The organism is Lentzea sp. NPDC004789 (assembly GCF_053601075.1).
The window spans coordinates 57,138-75,304 of the sequence record NZ_JBSGBE010000010.1 but is presented as its reverse complement, the minus strand read 5'-3'; the positions used below and the strand labels follow the sequence as shown (position 1 = coordinate 75,304).

18 protein-coding genes are annotated in these 18,167 nt (G+C 71.4%); 12 read left to right on the top strand and 6 right to left on the bottom strand.

What is annotated here, in order from left to right; all coding sequences use genetic code 11:
• Nucleotides 1–500: 500 nt before the first annotated feature.
• On the top strand, nt 501–3,542 hold the full coding sequence (locus ACWEIJ_RS23225; RefSeq protein WP_449839302.1) for a BTAD domain-containing putative transcriptional regulator: 3,042 nt from the start codon (nt 501–503) through the stop codon (nt 3,540–3,542).
• Between the two features lie 16 nt (nt 3,543–3,558).
• Here ACWEIJ_RS23225 and ACWEIJ_RS23220 read toward each other — a convergent pair whose 3' ends face one another.
• Together ACWEIJ_RS23220 and ACWEIJ_RS23215 are read right to left on the bottom strand one after the other, a co-directional pair.
• Nucleotides 3,559–4,332, bottom strand: coding sequence for an ABC transporter permease (locus ACWEIJ_RS23220; protein ID WP_449839301.1), 774 nt, complete (start codon nt 4,330–4,332; stop codon nt 3,559–3,561).
• On the bottom strand, nt 4,329–5,282 hold the full coding sequence (locus ACWEIJ_RS23215; protein ID WP_449839300.1) for an ATP-binding cassette domain-containing protein: 954 nt from the start codon (nt 5,280–5,282) through the stop codon (nt 4,329–4,331). Before ACWEIJ_RS23215 ends, ACWEIJ_RS23220 begins: the two co-directional genes overlap by 4 nt.
• A gap of 184 nt (nt 5,283–5,466) precedes the next feature.
• Here ACWEIJ_RS23215 and ACWEIJ_RS23210 point away from each other — a divergent pair, with 184 nt between their 5' ends.
• Entirely contained in the window at nt 5,467–6,300 is an 834-nt protein-coding gene (locus ACWEIJ_RS23210) for an SCO6745 family protein (RefSeq protein WP_449839529.1), read from the top strand.
• A 10-nt stretch (nt 6,301–6,310) separates the two neighbouring features.
• Here ACWEIJ_RS23210 and ACWEIJ_RS23205 read toward each other — a convergent pair whose 3' ends face one another.
• On the bottom strand, nt 6,311–7,471 hold the full coding sequence (locus ACWEIJ_RS23205; protein ID WP_449839528.1) for a beta-ketoacyl synthase N-terminal-like domain-containing protein: 1,161 nt from the start codon (nt 7,469–7,471) through the stop codon (nt 6,311–6,313).
• Between the two features lie 202 nt (nt 7,472–7,673).
• On the opposite strand from ACWEIJ_RS23205, the gene ACWEIJ_RS23200 reads away from it, so the two are divergent.
• Together ACWEIJ_RS23200 and ACWEIJ_RS23195 are read left to right on the top strand one after the other, a co-directional pair.
• Nucleotides 7,674–10,433 carry a sensor domain-containing protein gene (locus tag ACWEIJ_RS23200; protein ID WP_449839299.1) on the top strand — a complete coding sequence of 920 codons (2,760 nt, stop codon included), beginning with the start codon at nt 7,674–7,676 and terminating at the stop codon, nt 10,431–10,433.
• Nucleotides 10,430–10,627 (top strand): hypothetical protein, encoded by a 198-nt coding sequence (locus tag ACWEIJ_RS23195; RefSeq protein ID WP_449839298.1) that lies wholly within the window; start codon nt 10,430–10,432, stop codon nt 10,625–10,627. The genes ACWEIJ_RS23200 and ACWEIJ_RS23195 overlap by 4 nt, the downstream gene beginning before the upstream one ends.
• Before the next feature lies 1 nt (nt 10,628).
• On the opposite strand, the gene ACWEIJ_RS23190 is transcribed toward ACWEIJ_RS23195, so the two are convergent.
• Nucleotides 10,629–11,255, bottom strand: a complete 627-nt coding sequence (locus tag ACWEIJ_RS23190; RefSeq protein WP_449839297.1) for a TetR/AcrR family transcriptional regulator — start codon at nt 11,253–11,255, stop codon at nt 10,629–10,631.
• 90 nt (nt 11,256–11,345) lie between these two features.
• Here ACWEIJ_RS23190 and ACWEIJ_RS23185 point away from each other — a divergent pair, with 90 nt between their 5' ends.
• The gene (locus ACWEIJ_RS23185; protein WP_449839296.1) at nt 11,346–12,113 is read left to right on the top strand and encodes an SDR family NAD(P)-dependent oxidoreductase; all 768 of its coding nucleotides are present in this window, start codon (nt 11,346–11,348) and stop codon (nt 12,111–12,113) included.
• A 29-nt stretch (nt 12,114–12,142) separates the two neighbouring features.
• The gene (locus tag ACWEIJ_RS23180) at nt 12,143–13,951 is read left to right on the top strand and encodes a flavin-containing monooxygenase (protein WP_449839295.1); all 1,809 of its coding nucleotides are present in this window, start codon (nt 12,143–12,145) and stop codon (nt 13,949–13,951) included.
• 7 nt (nt 13,952–13,958) lie between these two features.
• Here the strand turns inward: ACWEIJ_RS23180 and ACWEIJ_RS23175 are convergent, their stop codons facing one another.
• Nucleotides 13,959–14,276, bottom strand: coding sequence for a winged helix-turn-helix transcriptional regulator (locus ACWEIJ_RS23175; RefSeq protein ID WP_449839294.1), 318 nt, complete (start codon nt 14,274–14,276; stop codon nt 13,959–13,961).
• Nucleotides 14,277–14,340: 64 nt separating this feature from the next.
• Here ACWEIJ_RS23175 and ACWEIJ_RS23170 point away from each other — a divergent pair, with 64 nt between their 5' ends.
• Genes ACWEIJ_RS23170 through ACWEIJ_RS23145 form a run of 6 tightly spaced genes read left to right on the top strand, consistent with a single transcriptional unit; the run spans nt 14,341 to nt 17,969 of the window.
• Nucleotides 14,341–14,814, top strand: coding sequence for a group II truncated hemoglobin (locus tag ACWEIJ_RS23170; protein ID WP_449839293.1), 474 nt, complete (start codon nt 14,341–14,343; stop codon nt 14,812–14,814).
• A gap of 14 nt (nt 14,815–14,828) precedes the next feature.
• Nucleotides 14,829–15,647 carry a lipoyl protein ligase domain-containing protein gene (locus ACWEIJ_RS23165; protein ID WP_449839292.1) on the top strand — a complete coding sequence of 273 codons (819 nt, stop codon included), beginning with the start codon at nt 14,829–14,831 and terminating at the stop codon, nt 15,645–15,647.
• A 28-nt stretch (nt 15,648–15,675) separates the two neighbouring features.
• On the top strand, nt 15,676–16,104 hold the full coding sequence (locus ACWEIJ_RS23160; protein WP_449839291.1) for a hypothetical protein: 429 nt from the start codon (nt 15,676–15,678) through the stop codon (nt 16,102–16,104).
• Nucleotides 16,101–17,330 (top strand): NRAMP family divalent metal transporter, encoded by a 1,230-nt coding sequence (locus tag ACWEIJ_RS23155; RefSeq protein WP_449839290.1) that lies wholly within the window; start codon nt 16,101–16,103, stop codon nt 17,328–17,330. The genes ACWEIJ_RS23160 and ACWEIJ_RS23155 overlap by 4 nt, the downstream gene beginning before the upstream one ends.
• Nucleotides 17,327–17,716, top strand: a complete 390-nt coding sequence (locus ACWEIJ_RS23150; RefSeq protein WP_449839289.1) for a hypothetical protein — start codon at nt 17,327–17,329, stop codon at nt 17,714–17,716. Before ACWEIJ_RS23155 ends, ACWEIJ_RS23150 begins: the two co-directional genes overlap by 4 nt.
• Nucleotides 17,703–17,969: a PRC-barrel domain-containing protein gene (locus ACWEIJ_RS23145; RefSeq protein ID WP_449839288.1), complete on the top strand. Its 267-nt coding sequence runs from the start codon at nt 17,703–17,705 to the stop codon at nt 17,967–17,969. Before ACWEIJ_RS23150 ends, ACWEIJ_RS23145 begins: the two co-directional genes overlap by 14 nt.
• Here the strand turns inward: ACWEIJ_RS23145 and ACWEIJ_RS23140 are convergent.
• On the bottom strand, nt 17,961–18,119 hold the full coding sequence (locus ACWEIJ_RS23140; RefSeq protein WP_449839287.1) for a hypothetical protein: 159 nt from the start codon (nt 18,117–18,119) through the stop codon (nt 17,961–17,963). The genes ACWEIJ_RS23145 and ACWEIJ_RS23140 overlap by 9 nt on opposite strands.
• Between the last annotated feature and the right edge of the window lie 48 nt (nt 18,120–18,167).

Here is an 18,167-nt window from a genome sequence, read left to right as displayed (position 1 = left end):
ATCGATTTCCGCCGGAGCCGAGCAGCCACGACAAGAACTGCGCCGTGGCAGAACGTTCAGGCTTTCTCCGGGCACGGCTCATCCTCTCCACACTGCACGGCGATGCGTCGAACCACGACGGCGAGGACCTTCGTCCTCTATTTGTCCGAAAATCTCTCGAACGATGTCCACTTCTGCCGGAACAAAGCAGTTCAGGCCGTCGTGAACATTCCTTTGTCCATTTCACGGCGACCAGCCGACCGAGCACCCGGTAGCACTCGACAGCTTTTACCTCTGCCCTAGGCGTCAATGTGATCGAGCAGTTGTCGCCGAGCGTTACGGCGAGCTTCGACGAATTCCCCGCATCACCCATTCGGACCCGCACCGGCACGTGCGGATAGAAAATACAAATGGAATTCCTTGATCAGCTGGCATTGGCCGGCGCCCAGGGTCGCGACGCGACCAGATGATCGGTTCGGCGCAGCGTCCCCGAGCGCGTCTGGAAAGCTGGAGGTGTGCGCGTGGCATTGCTGGGCCCGACGGCGGTCGAGGCCGATGACGGCACACCGGTCGACATCGGTGGTGCCCGCGTCCGCATGCTCCTGGCCCGGCTCGCGCTCGACCCCGGCCGGCCGGTGCCGACGACGACGCTGATCGACGACCTGTGGGGTGAGCAGCCGCCCGCGGACGCCTCGAACGCCTTGCAGTCGCTCGTGTCGCGGCTGCGCAAGGTGTGCCCGGACGTCACGTTGGAGCCCGGCGGGTACCGGCTCGCGGTCGCGCGGGAGGACGTCGACGTCTTCCGGTTCGACCGGCTGCGCGCGGCCGGTCGGCTGGACGAGGCGCTCGCGTTGTGGCGTGGTGAGGCGCTGGCCGACGTGCGCGAGGCGCCGTTCGCCGCGGCGGCGGTCGTGCGGCTCGACGAGGCCCGGCTCGCCGCAGAGGAGGAGCGGTTCGCGACCGGTGAGCTCGACGTCGCCGCGTTGACGGCGGTGCACGAGAAGCACCCGTTGCGGGAGCGCACGGCAGGGCTGCTGATGCGGGCGTTGTGCGCGCAGGGCAGGCAGTCCGACGCGTTGCGCGTGTACGAGGAGGTTCGCGGGCGGCTCGCGGACGAACTGGGCGTCGACCCGTCGCAGGAGCTGCAGGACGTGCACCTCGCGGCGCTGCGCGGTGAGCTGAAGCCGCGCGCCGCGGTCGACCGGTTGCCGGTGCGGCTCACCAGCTTCGTCGGGCGCGACGAGGAGCTCGCCCAGATCGCCGCGCAGCTCGGCCAGGCCCGGCTCGTGACGCTGGTGGGGCCGGGCGGCGCGGGCAAGACGCGCCTCGCCACCGAGACCGCGGCACGGCATCCGTTGCACGCCAAGGGACGCGTCTGGTTCGCCGCGCTGGCCGGCGTGCGCGCCCAGGAGGACCTGGCCGGCGCGGTGCTCAGCGCGTTCGACGTGACGTTCGTCGGGGAACCGCTGCGGCGGCGGGCCGAGGGCATGGACCGGATCGCGGAGGTGCTGGGCGCGGGCGAGTCGTTGCTGGTGCTGGACAACTGCGAGCACCTGATCAGCGGGGCCGCCGAGTTCGCCGCCGACCTGCTGCGGCGGGTGCCGAACCTGCGCATCGTCGCGACCAGCCGGGAGCCTCTCGCGATCGACGGCGAGTCGCTGTGCCCGGTCGGGCCGCTCGCGGTGCCCAACGGGCAGGCCGACATCGGCGGGTTCGGCGCGGTGCGGCTGTTCCTGGACCGGGCGAGTGCCGTGCGGCCGGGGTTCGAGCTGGACGAGTCCACTGTGGATGACGTGAAGCAGATCTGCCGCCGGCTCGACGGCATGCCGCTCGCGCTGGAGCTGGCGGCCGCGCGGTTGCGGTCGATGACGATCCGGCAGATCACCCAGCGGCTGGACGACAGGTTCCGGCTGCTGACCTCGGGCAGCCGCACGGCGCTGCCCCGCCAGCGGACGTTGCGCGCGGTCGTCGAGTGGAGCTGGGACCTGCTGACCGATGAGGAACGGCAGCTCGCCCGCCGGTTGTCGGTGTTCCCGGCCGGCGCCGACCTGGCCGCGATCGAGCACGTCTGCCACGACGACGCGCTGTACGTGCTCACGTCACTCGTCGAGAAGTCCATTGTGGACGTTTTCGAGCTCGAAGGCGAGCCGCGGTACCGGATGCTGGAGACGATCCGGGTGTTCGCGGACGAGCAGCTCGACGCGTCCGGCGAGAAGACCGAGATCCTCGGCCGGTTCCGGCGGTACTACCGGGACCTGACCGTGACGTGGGAGCCGCTCACCCGCACCGCCCGCCAGCTCGAGGCGATCGCGATGTTCGAGGCCGAGCAGGACAACGTCGTCGCCGCGTTGCGCGGCGCGGTCGACGACCGCGACGTGGAGCTGGCGGCCGACCTGCTCGGCGGCGCCTTCTGGTACTGGCTGGTCAAGGGGGACAACGAACGCGCGCAGCTGTCGGTGCGCGAGGTCCTCGCCCTGGGCGACGAGCTGCCGTTGCCGGAGGACCTGGCCGCCACGTTCCGGGCGATGCAGCTCATCATGACCGCCATCCCCAACCTGCCGGAGACGAAGCTGGCCGCGACGGTCATCGACGACTGCGTGCGCACCGGCGCCACGAGCAAGTACCCGGCGCTGGCGATCGCGTTGCCGATGCTCGCGTTCCTCAGCCAGAACCACGAGATGGCCCGCCGGGAGGTGGCGCGGGCGGCGGCGAGCGACGACGCGTGGGCGCGGGCGGCGGCGGACTGGGCCCTGAGCTTCATCCTGGTCGACGAAGGCGATCTCGACGGCGCCGAAGTGGCGCGTGACCGGGCGTACGACCAGTTCGCGGCGGTCGGCGACCGGTGGGGTTCGGCGATGACGCTCGGCATGAAGGCCGCGTTGGTCTCCCAGACCGGCGACAACGAGGGCGCCATCGCGCTGTACCGGAAGGGTCTCGCGGTGGCGCAGGAGCTGCGCTCCGCCGACGACGCGGTGCAGCAACGATGGCGGCTCGCGGTCGAGTACGCCCGGCTCGGCGACCACGAGACCGCGGCGCGCGAAGTCGCCGAGGCCGAGAAGTACGTCAACGACATCGGCAACGACCAGCTGTCGGTCATGATCGGCTACGCGAAGGCCGAGGTCTGGCTGCGGTCGGGGCGGCTGGCGGAGGCACGCGCCCAGAGCACGCGGTTGAAGCGGTCCGCCGGCAGCTCGGCCGTGCTGGCCCCGTTCGTCCGGGAGTGGTCGGCGAACCTCGACGGCCGGCTCGCGGTCGCGGAGGGCAGGCCGGACGAGGCCGAGGCCTGCGTGGCGATCGCGATCGAGACGACGTCGGACCGCGGCGACATGCCGGACCTGGCGTCGGTGACCGAACTGCTCGCCATCGTGCGGCACCGGCAGGGTCGCGACGAGGTGGCCGCACGGGTGCTCGCCCTGGCGCAGAGGATCCGCGGACGGCTCGATCTCGGCGACCCGGACGTGCGCCGGCTGGTCGCCGAGATCGGTGAACCGGAACCCCTCGCGCTCACGAAGGCCGAGGCGCTGCGGGAGATCCGCGCGGAGGCGGGCGTCGGCAGCGGCTGACGCCCGCCCCTCGGGCTCAGACCCGCTTGCGGTAGGCCCAGGTGGCCAGCGGGAAGAACACCGCGACCGCCGCGACCATCCAGACCAGCGAACCGGTGAGCGGCCCGGCGATCGGACCGCCGTTGAGCAGCCCGCGCAACGCGTCCGCCATCAACGTGACCGGACTGATGTCCGCCCACGCCTTCAGCCAGCCCGGCATCGTCGAGGTGCCGACGAACACGTTGCTGCCGAACGTCAACGGCATGATCAGCACGAACATGATGCCCTGCACGGCCTGCGGCGTCTTGAGCAGCATGCCCACGAACACCGACGCCCAGCAGAAGCACAGCCCGAACACGATCGTCAGACCGGCCGCGACGAGCAGCTCCACCGGGCCGGTCTGCACCCGGAAGCCCATCACCGCGGCGACGACCAGCAGCACCACGATGCACACCACGTACCGCACGATGTCCGCGAGCACCGCCCCGATCAGCGGCGCGGACCGCGCGATCGGCATGGCGCGGAACCGGTCGAACACACCCTTGGACACGTCGGTGTTGAGCTGCACGCCCGCAGTCATGCTGGCCTGCAGGATGTTCATCACCATGATCCCCGGCACGAGCATCTGCAGGTAGCTGTCGGTGCTGCCCGCCAGCGCGCCGCCGAAGAGGTACGTGAACATCACCAGGAACACGATCGGCGCGATCGTCACGTCCGCGAGCTGCTCCGGGTTCTTGCGGATCTTCAGAATGCCGCGCCAGCCGAGCGAGAGCCCGTGCCGCACACCCCTGTCGAACGCGATGGCGGTCATGCCAGGCTCCTCTCGGGCTCGCGCTTGCCGGTCAGCGACAGGAACACCTCGTCGAGCGACGGCAGCCGCAGCGCCAGCTCGTCCGCGGTGATCCCGGCCTCGTCGAGCTTGCGGACCAGCGTGGACAGCAGCACCGGGTCACTGACCGGCGCGGTCAGCAGGCCGGTGTCGTCGTCCCGGTTCGGCCGCACGCCGGTGAGGTCGCCGAGAATCCGTTGCACCGCGTCGAGATCGCGCAACGACGTCGGCCGCACCTGCAGCGTCTGCCCGCCCACGCGCCGCTTCAGCTCGTCCGGCCGTCCCTCGGCCACCACGCGGCCGTGGTCGAACACCGTGATCGTGTCCGCGAGCTGGTCGGCCTCCTCCAGGTACTGCGTCGTGAGCAGCACCGTCACGCCGTTCGCGACGAGCTTGCGGACCACGGCCCACACCTCGTTGCGGGCGTGCGGGTCGAGCCCGGTGGTCGGCTCGTCCAGGTAGAGCACGGACGGGTTGCCGACCAGGCTCGCCGCGAGGTCGAGCCGCCGACGCATACCCCCTGAGTACGTCTTGGCGGCCCGCCCCGCGGCGTCGGTCAGCTCGAACTGCTCCAGCAGCTCGGCCGCCCGTGCCCGCGCCCCCGTGCGGCTGAAGTCGAGCAGCCGCGCGAGCAGCACGAGGTTCTCCGTCCCCGACAGGTCCTCGTCCACGCTCGCGTACTGCCCGGTCAGCCCGATCAACGACCGCACGGCCCTCGGGTCCTTCACCACGTCATGTCCCCCGACCGTGGCGTGTCCCGCGTCCGGGCGCAACAGCGTCGCCAGCACCCGCACCGCCGTGGTCTTGCCCGCGCCGTTCGGCCCGAGCACGCCCACGACCTTCCCCTCCGGCACCTCGAGGTCCACCCCGTCCAGGGCTTTCGTCTCCCCGTAGTGCTTGACCAGGCCTTCAGCCCTGATCGCCAGCGACATCGTTCCTCCCTGTGTCGGGAGAACCATGCGCCCGGCCGCTGGCAGCACGCGCACAGCCCGCTGTCAGCCGCTGGCAGCGGGCGAAATTCTGCAAATCGAGCACGGGACGCTGTCGGATCCGGTGCGTGCCGTTCGTGGAGTGGGTGAGCGGCCCGCACCGAGGGCCATGACCACAGGGGATCAGATGTCGCACCAGGAACCCGTCGCCCGCCGCATGTTCGACCTGATCGAGCCGATCGGCATGGTGCCCTTCATCGCCGACGAGTCGGACGAGGCCCTGATGGCGCTCGGCCTGCGCAACCCGTGGGACGCCTACTTCGCCGGCCGGGCGGCGCCGTTCGGGCCGACGGTGCCGGCCGAGGTGGTCCACGCCGTGTTCTACAACTTCGCGCCCGGCGAGGTGGCGCGCCACCTGCCGAAGATCTGGGACCTGACCACGCCGGAGGCGGCGCTGGAAGCCCGCGAACGGGGCTGCGTCGCGGGGATGCGGCGGATCCTCGGCGAGCTCGCCGACGACCCCGTCGTCGCGCCCGCCGGGGAGCTCCTGCTGCGCGCGGCGACCAGTGCGCCGGTCGAGGGGCGCGCTCTCTTCGCCGCCCTCCGCGCGGTTGCGGTGCCGGAGGAACCCGTGGCGCGGTTGTGGCACGCGGCGACCCTGCTCCGCGAGCACCGCGGTGACGGCCACACCGTCGCGTTGATGGCCGAGGGCATCGGCGGCACGGAGGCCCACGTGCTGCACGCCCTGTCCACCGACCTGCCCGCGCACGAGTTCGGCCGGGTGCACCACCTGCCTGCCGCGCAGCTCAACGCGGTCATCGACGGCATGCGCGCCCGAGGCCTGGTCGGGGCCGACGGCTGGCTCACCGCCGAGGGCCGGGCCGCGAAGGAACGCGTCGAGGGGCTCACCGACCGGCTCGCGGAGGCGCCGTACCGCGTCCTGAGCCCCGCCGAGCTCGACCTTCTCGTCACCGGCCTCGCACCCGTCTCGGCCGCCCTCAAGGCCGCGTTCCCCTGGTAGCGGCCCGGCGTCACGCCGGCGGTGCCAGCACGACCGCCGAGTTGTGGCCGCCCATGCCGAGCGACGACTTGATCGTCACGCCGTCGCCGACCGGGGTGAGCCCGTCGAGCAGTCCCGGATGCCCGGCCGCGACCACCGGCGGGGCCGGGATCACGCCGCGGTCGTAGGCCATCGCGGTCACCGCCACCTCGATCGCCGACGCCGCGCCCTGGCAGTGGGCGGTCAGCGGCTTCACCGAGTAGATCGCGGTGTCCGAACCGAACAGCTGCTCCAGCACGGCCGCCTCGGCGGCGTCACACTGCGCGGTGCCGGGGCCGTGCGCGTTGAAGTAGCGCACGTCGGCGGCGCTCACCGCGGCGTTGTCCAAGGCGTCGGTGAAGCACGCCATGATCTGGTCGAGCCGCGGGTCGATCGACGTCACGTGGTAGGCGTCGTGCGACATCGCGCCGCCGAGCGTGACTGCGTACGGATGCGTCGCACGGCGCGAAAGGACGAACGCCACGGACGCCTCCCCCATCACGAAACCTCTGCTGCCCTGCTGGAACGGACGGCAGGCGTCGAGCGGCTCGGCGTCGACGACCGCGACGCCGAGCCGGACGAAGTGGGCGATGTTCTCCAGCGTGAGGGAAAGATCCGTCGCGACGAACACGACGTCGTCGACGATTCCCGCGTCCAGCCAGGCTTTTGCCGTGATCAGGCCGGCATTGCCGGACGCGCACATCGCCGAAACGTTCATCGCGGGACCGTGGAAACCGTATTCCTGCATGAACGTCGACATCGGCGTGGACGGCATCAGCGCGAGGTAGTCGTGCACCGGCAGTTTTCCGCCGCGGGTGACGTAGAAGTCGCGCCACAGGTCCACTTCGCCCAGCACGACCGCGTGCAAAAGGCCGACCCGGCGACCCGGCAACCAGCCGCGGGTGCCCGCGTCCTCAATGGCCTCTCTGGCCGCGGCGCGCATCGCCTGCGCGAACCTGCTCGGTCCGTCCGCCGGATCACCGCCCTCCCCGACACAGGCCGCCCAGACGGTGTCACCGGGGAAACTGCCCAGCTCGGGGACGACCACGGCGGCGGGCTTGCCGCTCACCAGACCCTCCCAGAGCGACTCGCGGCGCCACCCGTACGCGCTCACCACGCCGATTCCGCAGATACCCACACCCCGCCCGACCATATGCAGCTCCCCCACACCGAGGGCCGACACCTCGCCTTCAGCGTAACTGGCTCAACCACCCCCGGTGGAGAAAAGATCTGTCTACAATGGACATTGGAGCTGGCCCCTGATCACTCGGCGGACCCGGCCACGGGATATAACGGCACATCATGTTCACGCCAGACGGATGCGGCTCTGGTCCAGTGTGTAGTAGGTATTCACGATGGCAACGCCACCGCGAATACGAGGAAACGTCGGTTCTGGGGGCCGCGACGTGAGCGAACTGATCGGCGACGCCGAGTTCGACCACGACGTGGTGGCGGATCTCGTGCTCGCGGTCGGCGCCGCCGTCGTGTGGTGGCTGGACCTCGGCACGGACCGGCTCGGCTGGATGCCGGGCCTCGACGCGGTGATCGGCCTGCCCGGTGCGGACGCCGACGCCGTGCGGGCCCGGCTGGCCGAACTGACCGCGCCGCTGACCGTGGCCGCCAGGGCGACGGCGACGTGGCAGGACTTCGAGCTGGAGCAGCCCCTGCAGACCCCGGCCGGGCTGCGCTGGCTGCAGTTCAGCGCCCGTGTCTCGACCCGCGGTTCCGCGCCGGCGCTCGTCGGCGTCGTCGCGGACGTGACGCGCCGGCACGCGCAACAGCAGGAGCTGGCGGACCTCGCCGACCGCTACCGGCTGCTGGTCGAGCTCTCGCCCGACGCGATCGTGGTGCACGAGGCAGGCCGGCTCGTGTACGCGAACGCGGCGGCGGTCCGGTTCGTGCGTGCCGGTTCCGACGCGGATCTCCTCGGGCGGCCGATCACCGACTTCGTGCACCCCGACTCGCAGCAGGACATGTTGCAGCGGATCGCGAAGCTGACCGAGCCGGGCGCGGCGAGCGACCCGGCGGACGCCGTGCTGGTCCGGTTCGACGGCGGCACCACCGACATCGAGTCGGTCTCCGTGCGCACGACGTGGGAAGGCAGACCGGCGTTCCAGGTGATCATGCGGGACGTCACCGAGCAGAAGGCGTCCGCGGCGGCGCTGTCGTACCAGGCGGCGCTCGTCGCGCACGTCAGCGACGCGCTCATCGCGACCACGTCCGACGGTGTCGTGACGAGCTGGAACCCCAGCGCCGAACACATCTACCGCCGCCGCGCGGCCGAGGCGATCGGGCAGCCCATCGGCCGGGTCGTGGGGGCGCCGCTGGACCCGGCGGCGGCGCTGGAGGCGGGCGGGGTGGTGCAGGCGGAGCACCGCAGGTCCGACGGCGAAGCCCTGGTGGTGCGGGTGTCGGTCGCCCCGATGGCCGGCGGGTACGTGCTGATCTGCGCGGACGAGACCGCGCGCAGGCGCGCCGAGCACCACTTCACCGCGGTGGTCGCCGCGATCGAGGAGGGCGTGCTCGTCGTCGGCGCGACAGGCCTCGTCGAGTCGGTCAACCCGGCGGCCGAGCGGATCCTCGGCGTGCGCGCGCGAGACGTGATCGGCAAGCCGACGTCGCTGACGAACCTGCACGACGAGGCCGGCCAGCCGCTTCCGCACGCGCAGTTCCCGTCGGCGATCACGAGGACCACGGGCCGGCCGCAGCACGGGCGGATCGTCGGCGCGCGCCGGCCGGACGGCAGCCGGGTCTGGTTGTCGTTGAGCGCCCGCGCCCTCACGCCGGACGGGAAGCTGCCGTCGGCGACGGTCGTGTCGTTCACCGACATCACCGAGCGGCGCATGATCGACAGCCGGCTGGAGCACGACGCGACGCACGACGCGCTGACCGGCCTGTGCAACCGCACGGTGACCATCAACCGGCTCAGCCCGGCCGCTCGGACGCACCGGTCGGGGCTCACCGCGGTGCTGTTCATCGACCTGGACAAGTTCAAGGTCATCAACGACTCGCTGGGCCACAGCACCGGCGACGAGGTGCTGCGCGTCGTCGGCGCACGGCTGAGCCGCAGCACCCGCCGCGGTGACGTCGTGGGCAGGCTCGGCGGCGACGAGTTCACCGTCATCGCCTACGGGGTGGCCGACGCGGAGGAGGCGACGGCGCTCGCCGACCACATCCGCGCAGAGCTCACCAGGCCGATCCCAGTGCGGGGCCGGCAGCTCCACGTCGACGCGAGCGTGGGCATCGTGATCGCCGAGCCCGGCGACCCCCGCGACGGCGCCGACCTGCTCCGCGACGCCGACCTCGCGATGTACCAGGCCAAGACCAGGGGCCGCGGCCGCATCGCGTTCTTCGACGTCGAGCTGCGCGAACGCATCCAGCGCCGGCTGCAGCTGGAGCAGGACCTGCGCACGGCACCGCTGGGCGGCCAGCTGTGGCTCGCCTACCAGCCGATCGTCGACCTCCGCACGGATCAGCGCACGGCCGTCGAGGGCCTGCTGCGCTGGACGCATCCCCGCTACGGCCACATCCTGCCGAGCGAGTTCATCACGCTCGCCGAGGAAAGCGACCTGATCAACATCGTCGGCGCGCACATGCTGCACACCGCCACCCGTGAGATCGCCGCGCACGCACCGGACCTGCGGCTGACCGTGAACCTGTCGGCCCGCCAGCTCGACGACCCGTGGCTCGTGTCCGCCGTCCGCAACGCCACCCACAAGGCCGGCCTCGCCCCGAGCTCGTTGTGCCTGGAGATCACCGAAAGCGCCCTCATGCGCGACCCGGCCCTCGCCGCGCGCACCCTCGCGGCGTTGCGCGACCTGGGCGTGGGGCTCGCGATCGACGACTTCGGCACCGGCCACTCATCGCTCGCCCAGCTGCTCACCCTGCCGCTGGACACGCTCAAGATCGACCGTTCCTTCACCGCGGGACTGGGCGCCTCCGACGAGGCCGAGGCGATCGTCACGAGCATCATCGCCATGGCGCACGCGGTCGACCTGACCGTGATCGCCGAGGGGGTGGAGCGGGTGGAGCAGATGGAGATCCTGCGGGTGCTCGGGTGCGACCAGGCACAGGGTTTCCACCTGGGCAAGCCGGTGCCGGTGGCCGAGCTGTGAGATCCGTCAGATCTTCGTTGCATCACGCCGACGAGGAGGCCATCGACCACGACCCCGTCGCCGGTGCCGTGCCCTGGGCCGTGGCAGCCGCGCGGGAGCAGTCGGGCGAACCGGTCCACTGGGTTATGCCGCGCGCGGACCTGGCGGCGCGGCGCTTCGACCGCGCGTGCACCAGCATCTTCCGCAACCCGTGAGCTACGCCGGGAGGCCCCGCGCGGCGATCAGCAGGGCGGCCGCGGTCGCCGAGCCGAGGGATTCCCGGGTGTCCGCGTCGCACGCGTAGTGCTCCACGGCGACCCGCAGCGCGCCGTTGATCATGGCCGCCTGGATGGCGGTGGTGAGGTCGGGTTCTGACAGGCCGGCGCGGTGGGCGAGCGCATCGGCGAATGCGGGCTCGGCCTCCCGGTGCGCCTCCAGCCAGACCGCGCGCAGGCCCGGTTCGGTCCGGGTCAGCCGGACCAGGTTCAGCATCGCCGCCGTCTCCTCCGGCTGCTGGACGTGCCCGGCGGTGAGCATGCCGACGAGGTCGGACACGTCCTGGCCGTGGCGCCACGACCGCAGCTGGGCCGCCGTCTGCTCGATTCCCCTGGTCAGCAGCGGCATGACGCAGCTCTCCTTGTTCGGGAAGTAGCGCCACAGCGTGCGCGCGGAGATGCCCGCCTCCGCCGCGATGTCCTCGGCCGAGGTGTCCGCGATGCCCTTGGCCAGGAACAGGCGCACGGCCGCGCGCGCCACCTCCAGCCTGGTCTCCGCCTTGCGCCGTTCGGTCAACGGCGGTCGTCCGGTCCTGCCTGACGCGCCGATCCGCTCATGTGCGGGCATGCCACCTCCGTCCGGGGTCTCGCCACATCCTACTTTTTGTCTTCATCTGACATTGTGGCACTCACTGCCAAAAAGTTGTACGGTGCATCTATGACCTCACACAGCAACCTGGACGGCCGCAGCGTCATCGTCACCGGAGCCGGATCGGGAATCGGGAGGGCCGCAGCCCTCCAGTTCGCCCAGGCGGGCGCGAAAGTGGTGGTGGCCGACGTCAACGGCGACGCCGCCAAGGCCGTCACCGAGGAGATCACCGCGGCCGGTGGCACGGCGGTGACCGCGGCGGGCGACCTGACCGATCCCGCCGTGGCCGACGAGGTGGTCGCGGCGGCCGTGGGCGCGTTCGGCGGCCTGGACGTCCTGGTGTGCAACGCCGGGATCATGGACTCGATGACCGCGGCGGCGGACGTCACGGACGCGGAGTGGGAGCGCGTGATCGGCGTCAACCTGACCGCGCCGTTCCGGCTCACCCGCGCCGCGTTGCCGCACCTGCTCGCCAAGGGCAAGGGCGCCATCGTCTACACAGCCTCGGAAGCGGCACTGCGCGGCAGTGCGGCCGGCGCCGCCTACACGGCGTCGAAGACCGGCCTCATCGGACTCACGCGCTCGGTCGCGGCGATGTACCGCGATTCCGGTGTCCGCGCCAACGCCATCGCTCCCGGCGCGACGAAGACCGGCATCTCCGTCACGCCCGACCCCGCCGGGCACGGACCGCAGGTCGTCGGCAGGTACCTGGCGAACATCGGCCGGGCCGCCGAGGCCGAGGAGCAGGCGAACGCCATCGTCTTCCTCGCCTCGGACGCCGCCTCGAACATCACCGGCGTCGTCCTCCCGGTCGACAACGGCTGGTCCGCGGTCTGACCACCTCCGCTGCCACGAAGGGAAGTCCTGTGCTCTCCGTTTCCGACGAGGTCCCGGAAGACCTCGGCTTCGACCCCGACGAGCTGCGCGCCAGGTACCGGGCCGAGCGGGACCGCCGCCTGCGCCCGGACGGCGCCGCGCAGTACCGCGACGCCGCGGGCGAGTTCGGCTACTACGCCGCCGACCCGCACGCCGAGCCCGGCTTCACGCGCGAACCGCTGCACGACGAGGTGGACGTCGTCGTGATCGGCGGCGGCCTCGGCGGCCTGCTCGCCGGCGCACGGCTGCGGCAGGCGGGCGTCGGGTCGATCCGGGTGGTGGAGAAGGGCGGGGACTTCGGCGGAACCTGGTACTGGAACCGCTACCCCGGCATCCACTGCGACATCGAGTCGTACGTCTACCTGCCGTTGCTGGACGAGCTCGGCCGCGTCCCGGAGTGGAAGTACTCGCCGGGCGAGGAGATCCGCCGGCACGCCCAGGAGATCGGCAGGCACTTCGACCTCTACCGCGACGCGTGCTTCCAGACCGCCGTCACCGAGCTGCGGTGGGACTGCGACGCGGCCGGGTGGATCGTGTCCACCGACCGCGGCGACCGGATGCGGGCGCGGTACGTGGTGGTGTCCAACGGGACGCTCGACCGCCCCAAGCTGCCCGGCATTCCCGGCATCGAGACCTTCACGGGCCACACCTTCCACACCAGCCGCTGGGACTACGGCTACACCGGCGGCGACGCGAGCGGCGGCCTGCACGGGCTCGCCGACAAGCGCGTGGCGCTGATCGGCACCGGTGCCACGGCGATCCAGGTCGTGCCCCACCTGGGCCGCGACGCGCAGCACCTGCACGTCTTCCAGCGCACACCCTCCACTGTGGACTACCGGGGGAACCGGCCGACCGACGCCGAGTGGGCCGCTGCCCTGCGACCGGGGTGGCAGCGGCAGCGGATGGAGAACTTCCTCCACATCGTCAGCGGCGGCGAGGCCGACGAGGACCTGGTGGGCGACGCCTGGACGGAAAGCGCCCGGCTGCTGCGGAAGCTGACCGCGGGCGGAACCCAGGACTCGCTGACGCCGGAGGAACGCGAGCGCGCCGAGGAGCTCCTCGACTTCCGCAAGATGAACCAGGTCCGCGCCCGCGTCGAGGGCATCGTGCGGGACGCCGACACCGCCGAGCTGCTCAAGCCCTGGTACCGCTACGCGTGCAAGCGGCCGACGTTCAGCGACGAGTACCTGCAGACCTTCAACCGCCCCAACGTGACCCTCGTCGACACCGCGGACCACGGCGGCGTCGAACGCGTCACGGAGCACGCGATCGTGGTCGGCGACCGCGAGTACGAGGTGGACTGCATCATCTTCGCGACCGGCTTCCAGGTGGGCAGGTCGGACATGATGACCGGACGGCTGCCGGTGTACGGGCGTGGCGGCACGAACCTGTTGCAGCACTGGAGCAACGGGCCGCGCACCCTGCACGGCTTCTACACCGACGGCTTCCCCAACCTGCTCGTCGTGGGAGCGGTGCAGAACGCCTCCTCGGTGAACTTCACGCACGTCCTGGACGAGCAGGCGAGCCACCTCGCGGCCGTCGTCGCCGAGGCGGGCAAGCGGGGTGCCCGGTGGGTCGAGCCGAGCGCGGAGGCCGTGGAGGCCTGGGTGTCGGCGCTCGGCCAGAACTCCGACGAGCTCTACCGGTTCCACCTCGAATGCACGCCCGGCTACTACAACAACGAGGGCAAGCCCGTGCCGCGCCGGGGTTTCGCCGAGGGCGCCGCCGCCTTCCACGCCCTGCTCGGGCAGTGGCGGGAGAACGGCGGTATGGACGACGTCATGGTGATGGCCGAGTGAGCTGCGGTCATGCCTCGGCGATGACCACACCGGTGCGGGCGGCACGCGCCACACCCCAGTCGTAGAGCGCCTGGAGCGCGGGTTCCAGGCTCCTGCCCTCCTCGGTGAGCGAGTACTCGACGCGCGGCGGCACCTCGGTCCGCGCGACGAGGCCCGCCTCCTGCAGTTCGCGGAGGCGTTGCACGAACATCTTCTCGCTGATGCCGGGCACCTTGCGGCGCAGCTCGCCGTAGTGGTGCGGGCGTTCCTTCAGGTGGGCGAGCACGACCGCCCGCCACTTGCCGCCGATGACGTCGAGGACGAGCTCGACCGGACAGTGGTACATCAGGCGCTCCTCACCAAAAGGTGCGTACTTGCCGGGTGTCGCGGGTGCTGCTGGAGTTGGCGTCGTGATCAACGACCAGTCAACACCCTCGCTCTACACCTGGGCAGGCGGCGCGGAGGCCCTGCTGCGGCTGACGGAGGCGTTCTACCGGCGCGTGGCCGAGGACGAGCTGCTCGCACCGGTGTTCGCCGGCATGGATCCCGGCCACGCGCGGCACGTGGCGCTGTGGCTGGGCGAGGTGTTCGGCGGGCCCGCGACCTACACCGCCGAACGGGGCGGTTACGAGTTCATGCTGTCCAAGCACCTCGGCCGGGCCATCACCGAGCAGCAGCGGCGGCGCTGGCTGAACCTCATGATGGACGCGGCGGACGAGGTGGCGCTGCCGGACGACCCGGAGTTCCGCGCCGCGTTCGTGTCCTATTTGGAGTGGGGCACCCGGTTGGCGGTGCACAACTCGGCGCCCGGCGCCACGCCGTTGCACGGGGCACCGGTGCCGAAGTGGGGCTGGGGCGTGGCGCCGCCGTATCTGAAGGGGTGACGGACAATCGTCGCGTGCCCAACGCGAGGAACCCCGACCGGCTGCTGGTCTCCGGAAACACCGTCGACGCGGTCACCGACCTGGTGATCCCGGCGCTGCTGCTGCGCGCGCCCGAGGCGGCGTGGTCGGAACTGGTCCACCTCTACGTGCCGTCCGGTCCCACGGTCGCGTTCAGCGGCCGTGACCTCCGTTCCCCCGGCATCGCCGCGGCCACCAGGGTGGCGCGTGCGGCGGGCTTCGAGCCGGTGGTCCGGTCGCCCGGTGGGCGGATGGTCGCCTACGACGACGGCGCCGTCGTGATCGACCACCTCGACCGCACCACGGACATCCGGCACGCGGGCAGCGCCACCTTCGCCGCGAACGCCGAGAGCCACGTGCGCGTGCTGCGCGGACTCGGCGACGTCGACGCCCGCGTCGGCGAGGTGGACGGCGAGTACTGCCCCGGCGAGTACAGCATCAACGTCGCGGGCACCGCGAAGGTCGTGGGCTCCGCGCAACGGGTCACCGCCACCGGTTCCCTGTTCAGCACGGTGGTGCAGGTCGTCGTCTCGGACCGGGTGCGCGCCGTGCTCACGGACGTGTCCGAGGCGCTCGGCTACGACCTGCGACCCAGCTCCATCGCGGGTCTCGCCGACTACGCCCCCGCGCTGACCGCCCACGAGGTCGCCGCGGCGCTCGCGTCCGACTACCGGCGCCGGCTCGGCCTGACCGACGGGCGGCTGCCGGCGGACGTGGTGGCGCACGCGTCGAGCGTCAAGGCGAGTGTCGACGGCGTGGCGCCGTTCCACGTGGACGACTGGACGCGAGCGCACCCCGCACCTCACCGGTTTTGAGAGCGCCCGCACCGGGTATGGCGTGATCGTGCGTGGCTGGATCGTGGCAGGGCTGGCAGCGGTAGCGGCGATCACCGCCGTGATCGTCGACCTCGTGCCGCCCACAGAGGACGGATACCGGTCGACGGTGCTCACCAGCGCCCGCGACGCCCGCTCCGCCGTGGTCACCGCGGCACAGCTCGGTGACGCCGCCCAACACGGCCGCGTCACCACGCTCTTCCTCGACTCCGCCGTCGAGGACGCCCGTGACGACGTGTCGGCGGCGATCAGCGACCTCGTCGACGCGGACGTGCCCGGACCGGGCTCGCGGGAGCTGCGCGACCGGGTGCTGCCGCTGCTGACCGAGTCCTCCGCCCGGATCAACGACGTCGCGACGGCCGGAGACGACCACGAAGCACTCGCCGCCGCCACGAACGACCTGCGGCGGCTGGCGGACGCGCTCGGCGGTGTGTCGTGAAGCGGCTGTTCTCCATCACGCTCGGCATCCTCACCGCGATCGGCGGGTTCGTCGACATCGGCGACCTGGTGGCGAACTCCGAGACCGGGGCGCGGTTCGGCATGCGGCTGGCCTGGGTCGTGGTCGTCGGTGTGATCGGCATCTGCGTGTACGCCGAGATGTGCGGACGGGTGGCGGCGGTCAGCAACCGGCCCGTGTTCGACCTCGTCCGCGAACGACTCGGGCCGCGCATCGCCCTGGTGAACCTCCTCGGCTCGTACCTGGTCACCCTGCTCACGCTGAGCGCGGAGATCGGCGGTGTCGCGCTCGCCGTCGAGCTCGCGACGAGTGTCCACTATCTCCTGTGGGTGCCGATTGCCGCCTTTGTGCTGTGGGTCGTGTTGTGGCGGGTCAAGTTCGAGATCATGGAACGCGTGTTCGGGCTCGCGGGGCTCGCGCTCGTCGTGTTCGTGGTCGCGTTGATCAGCCTGGATCCGCCGTGGGGCGACCTCGGCCGCCAGCTCACCGAGCTGAGCCCGCCCGGCGGCGAGAACTGGGCGACGTACGGGTTCTTCGCGGTCTCGTTGTTCGCCGCCGCGATGACGCCGTACGAGGTGTTCTTCTTCTCCAGCGGCGGTGTCGAGGAGAAGTGGACACGACGCGACCTGATCACCTCACGGCTCAACGTGTTCGTCGGGTTCCCGTTGGGCGGCCTGCTGTCGCTGGCGCTCATGGCGTGCGCGGCGGTGCTGTTCGAACCGGTCGGGGTGCGCGTCGACAGCATCAGCCAGACCGCGCTGCCGGTCGCGGTCGCGCTCGGCAAGCTCGGTCTCGCGGTCGTCATCCTCGGCATCTTCGCCGCGACGTTCGGCGCGGCGCTGGAAACCGGGCTGTCGGCCGGGTACACGATCGCGCAGTACTTCGGCTGGCAGTGGGGCAAGCTGGTGCGGCCGCGCGAGGCCGCCCGCTTCCACACCGTCGTGCTCGTCAGCATCCTGCTCGGCGTCGCGATCCTGCTGACGACCGCGGACCCGGTCACGGTCACCGAGATCTCGCTCGTGTTCAGCGCGGTGGCGCTGCCGCTGACCTACCTGCCGATCCTGGTGGTCGCCAACGACCGCGACTACCTCGGCGACCAGGTCAACGGCAGGCTGACCAACGCGCTGGGCGTGACCTACCTCGTGATCATCCTCGTCGCGGCGGTGGCCGCGGTCCCGCTCATGATCGTGACGGGGATGGGCGGATGACCCCTGACCCGCTGCGCGTCGACTTCCACCTGCTGGACCGGCAGGTGGTCGACCTCGACGGCCGCATGGTCGGCAAGGTCGACGACCTCGAACTGGCCGCCGGCGACGACGGTGTGCTGCGCGTCGTCGCGATCCACATAGGACACCACGCACTCGGCCTGCGGATCGGTGGCGTCGTCGGGCGCACGATGGCGGCCGTCGCACGCCGCCTGCACACCAGTGGTGACCCGCAGCCGTTGCGCATTCCCTACGAGGTGGTCAAGAACGTCGGCAGCGCCGTCGAGCTGTCGGTCCGCCACGAGCTGCTCGACACCCCCGCGCTGGAACTGTGGTTGCGGGACAACGTGATCGGCCGGATCCCCGGAGCGAACCATGCTGGCGAGTGACTACCTCGGCCGGGTCGTGCACGACGGCTCCGGCCGCGAGCTCGGCCGGGTCGCCGACCTCATCGCGCACGTCGGGCAGGACGGCGTGCCGCGCGTGACCGGCGTCCTGATCACCCCGCGGTGGCGCGGCCGCCTGCTCGGGTACGAACGCCCCGGCGTGCAGGGACCGTGGCTGCTGGAACGGCTCGCCCGGTGGCTGCACCGCGGCACGCGCGAGATCCCGTGGGACGAGATCCGCTGGCCGTCAGCGTGACCGGGTGAACCGGCGCGGCAGCGCACCGCGCCGGGTGGCCAGGTGGTCGTTGAGGCAGCCGATGAGCACGGTGGCGGCCAGCAGGGCGAGCACGTGGTCGCCACCGATGGCGCACAGGCACACCAGCGTCGACCACAGCAGTAACCTCATGTACTGAGGTTACGAGCCGCACCAACGCATTTACCCCCGGAGTTGGGC

Bases quoted from the DNA above. Each gene is read 5' to 3' on its own strand.
- ACWEIJ_RS23220 (WP_449839301.1), bottom strand. From the start codon at position 4,332: ATGACCGCCATCGCGTTCGACAGGGGTGTGCGGCACGGGCTCTCGCTC.
- ACWEIJ_RS23215 (WP_449839300.1), bottom strand. From the start codon at position 5,282: ATGTCGCTGGCGATCAGGGCTGAAGGCCTGGTCAAGCACTACGGGGAG.
- ACWEIJ_RS23210 (WP_449839529.1), top strand. From the start codon at position 5,467: ATGTCGCACCAGGAACCCGTCGCCCGCCGCATGTTCGACCTGATCGAG.
- ACWEIJ_RS23205 (WP_449839528.1), bottom strand. From the start codon at position 7,471: ATGGTCGGGCGGGGTGTGGGTATCTGCGGAATCGGCGTGGTGAGCGCG.
- ACWEIJ_RS23200 (WP_449839299.1), top strand. From the start codon at position 7,674: ATGGCAACGCCACCGCGAATACGAGGAAACGTCGGTTCTGGGGGCCGC.
- ACWEIJ_RS23190 (WP_449839297.1), bottom strand. From the start codon at position 11,255: ATGCCCGCACATGAGCGGATCGGCGCGTCAGGCAGGACCGGACGACCG.
- ACWEIJ_RS23185 (WP_449839296.1), top strand. From the start codon at position 11,346: ATGACCTCACACAGCAACCTGGACGGCCGCAGCGTCATCGTCACCGGA.
- ACWEIJ_RS23175 (WP_449839294.1), bottom strand. From the start codon at position 14,276: ATGTACCACTGTCCGGTCGAGCTCGTCCTCGACGTCATCGGCGGCAAG.
- ACWEIJ_RS23150 (WP_449839289.1), top strand. From the start codon at position 17,327: ATGACCCCTGACCCGCTGCGCGTCGACTTCCACCTGCTGGACCGGCAG.
- ACWEIJ_RS23145 (WP_449839288.1), top strand. From the start codon at position 17,703: ATGCTGGCGAGTGACTACCTCGGCCGGGTCGTGCACGACGGCTCCGGC.
- ACWEIJ_RS23140 (WP_449839287.1), bottom strand. From the start codon at position 18,119: ATGAGGTTACTGCTGTGGTCGACGCTGGTGTGCCTGTGCGCCATCGGT.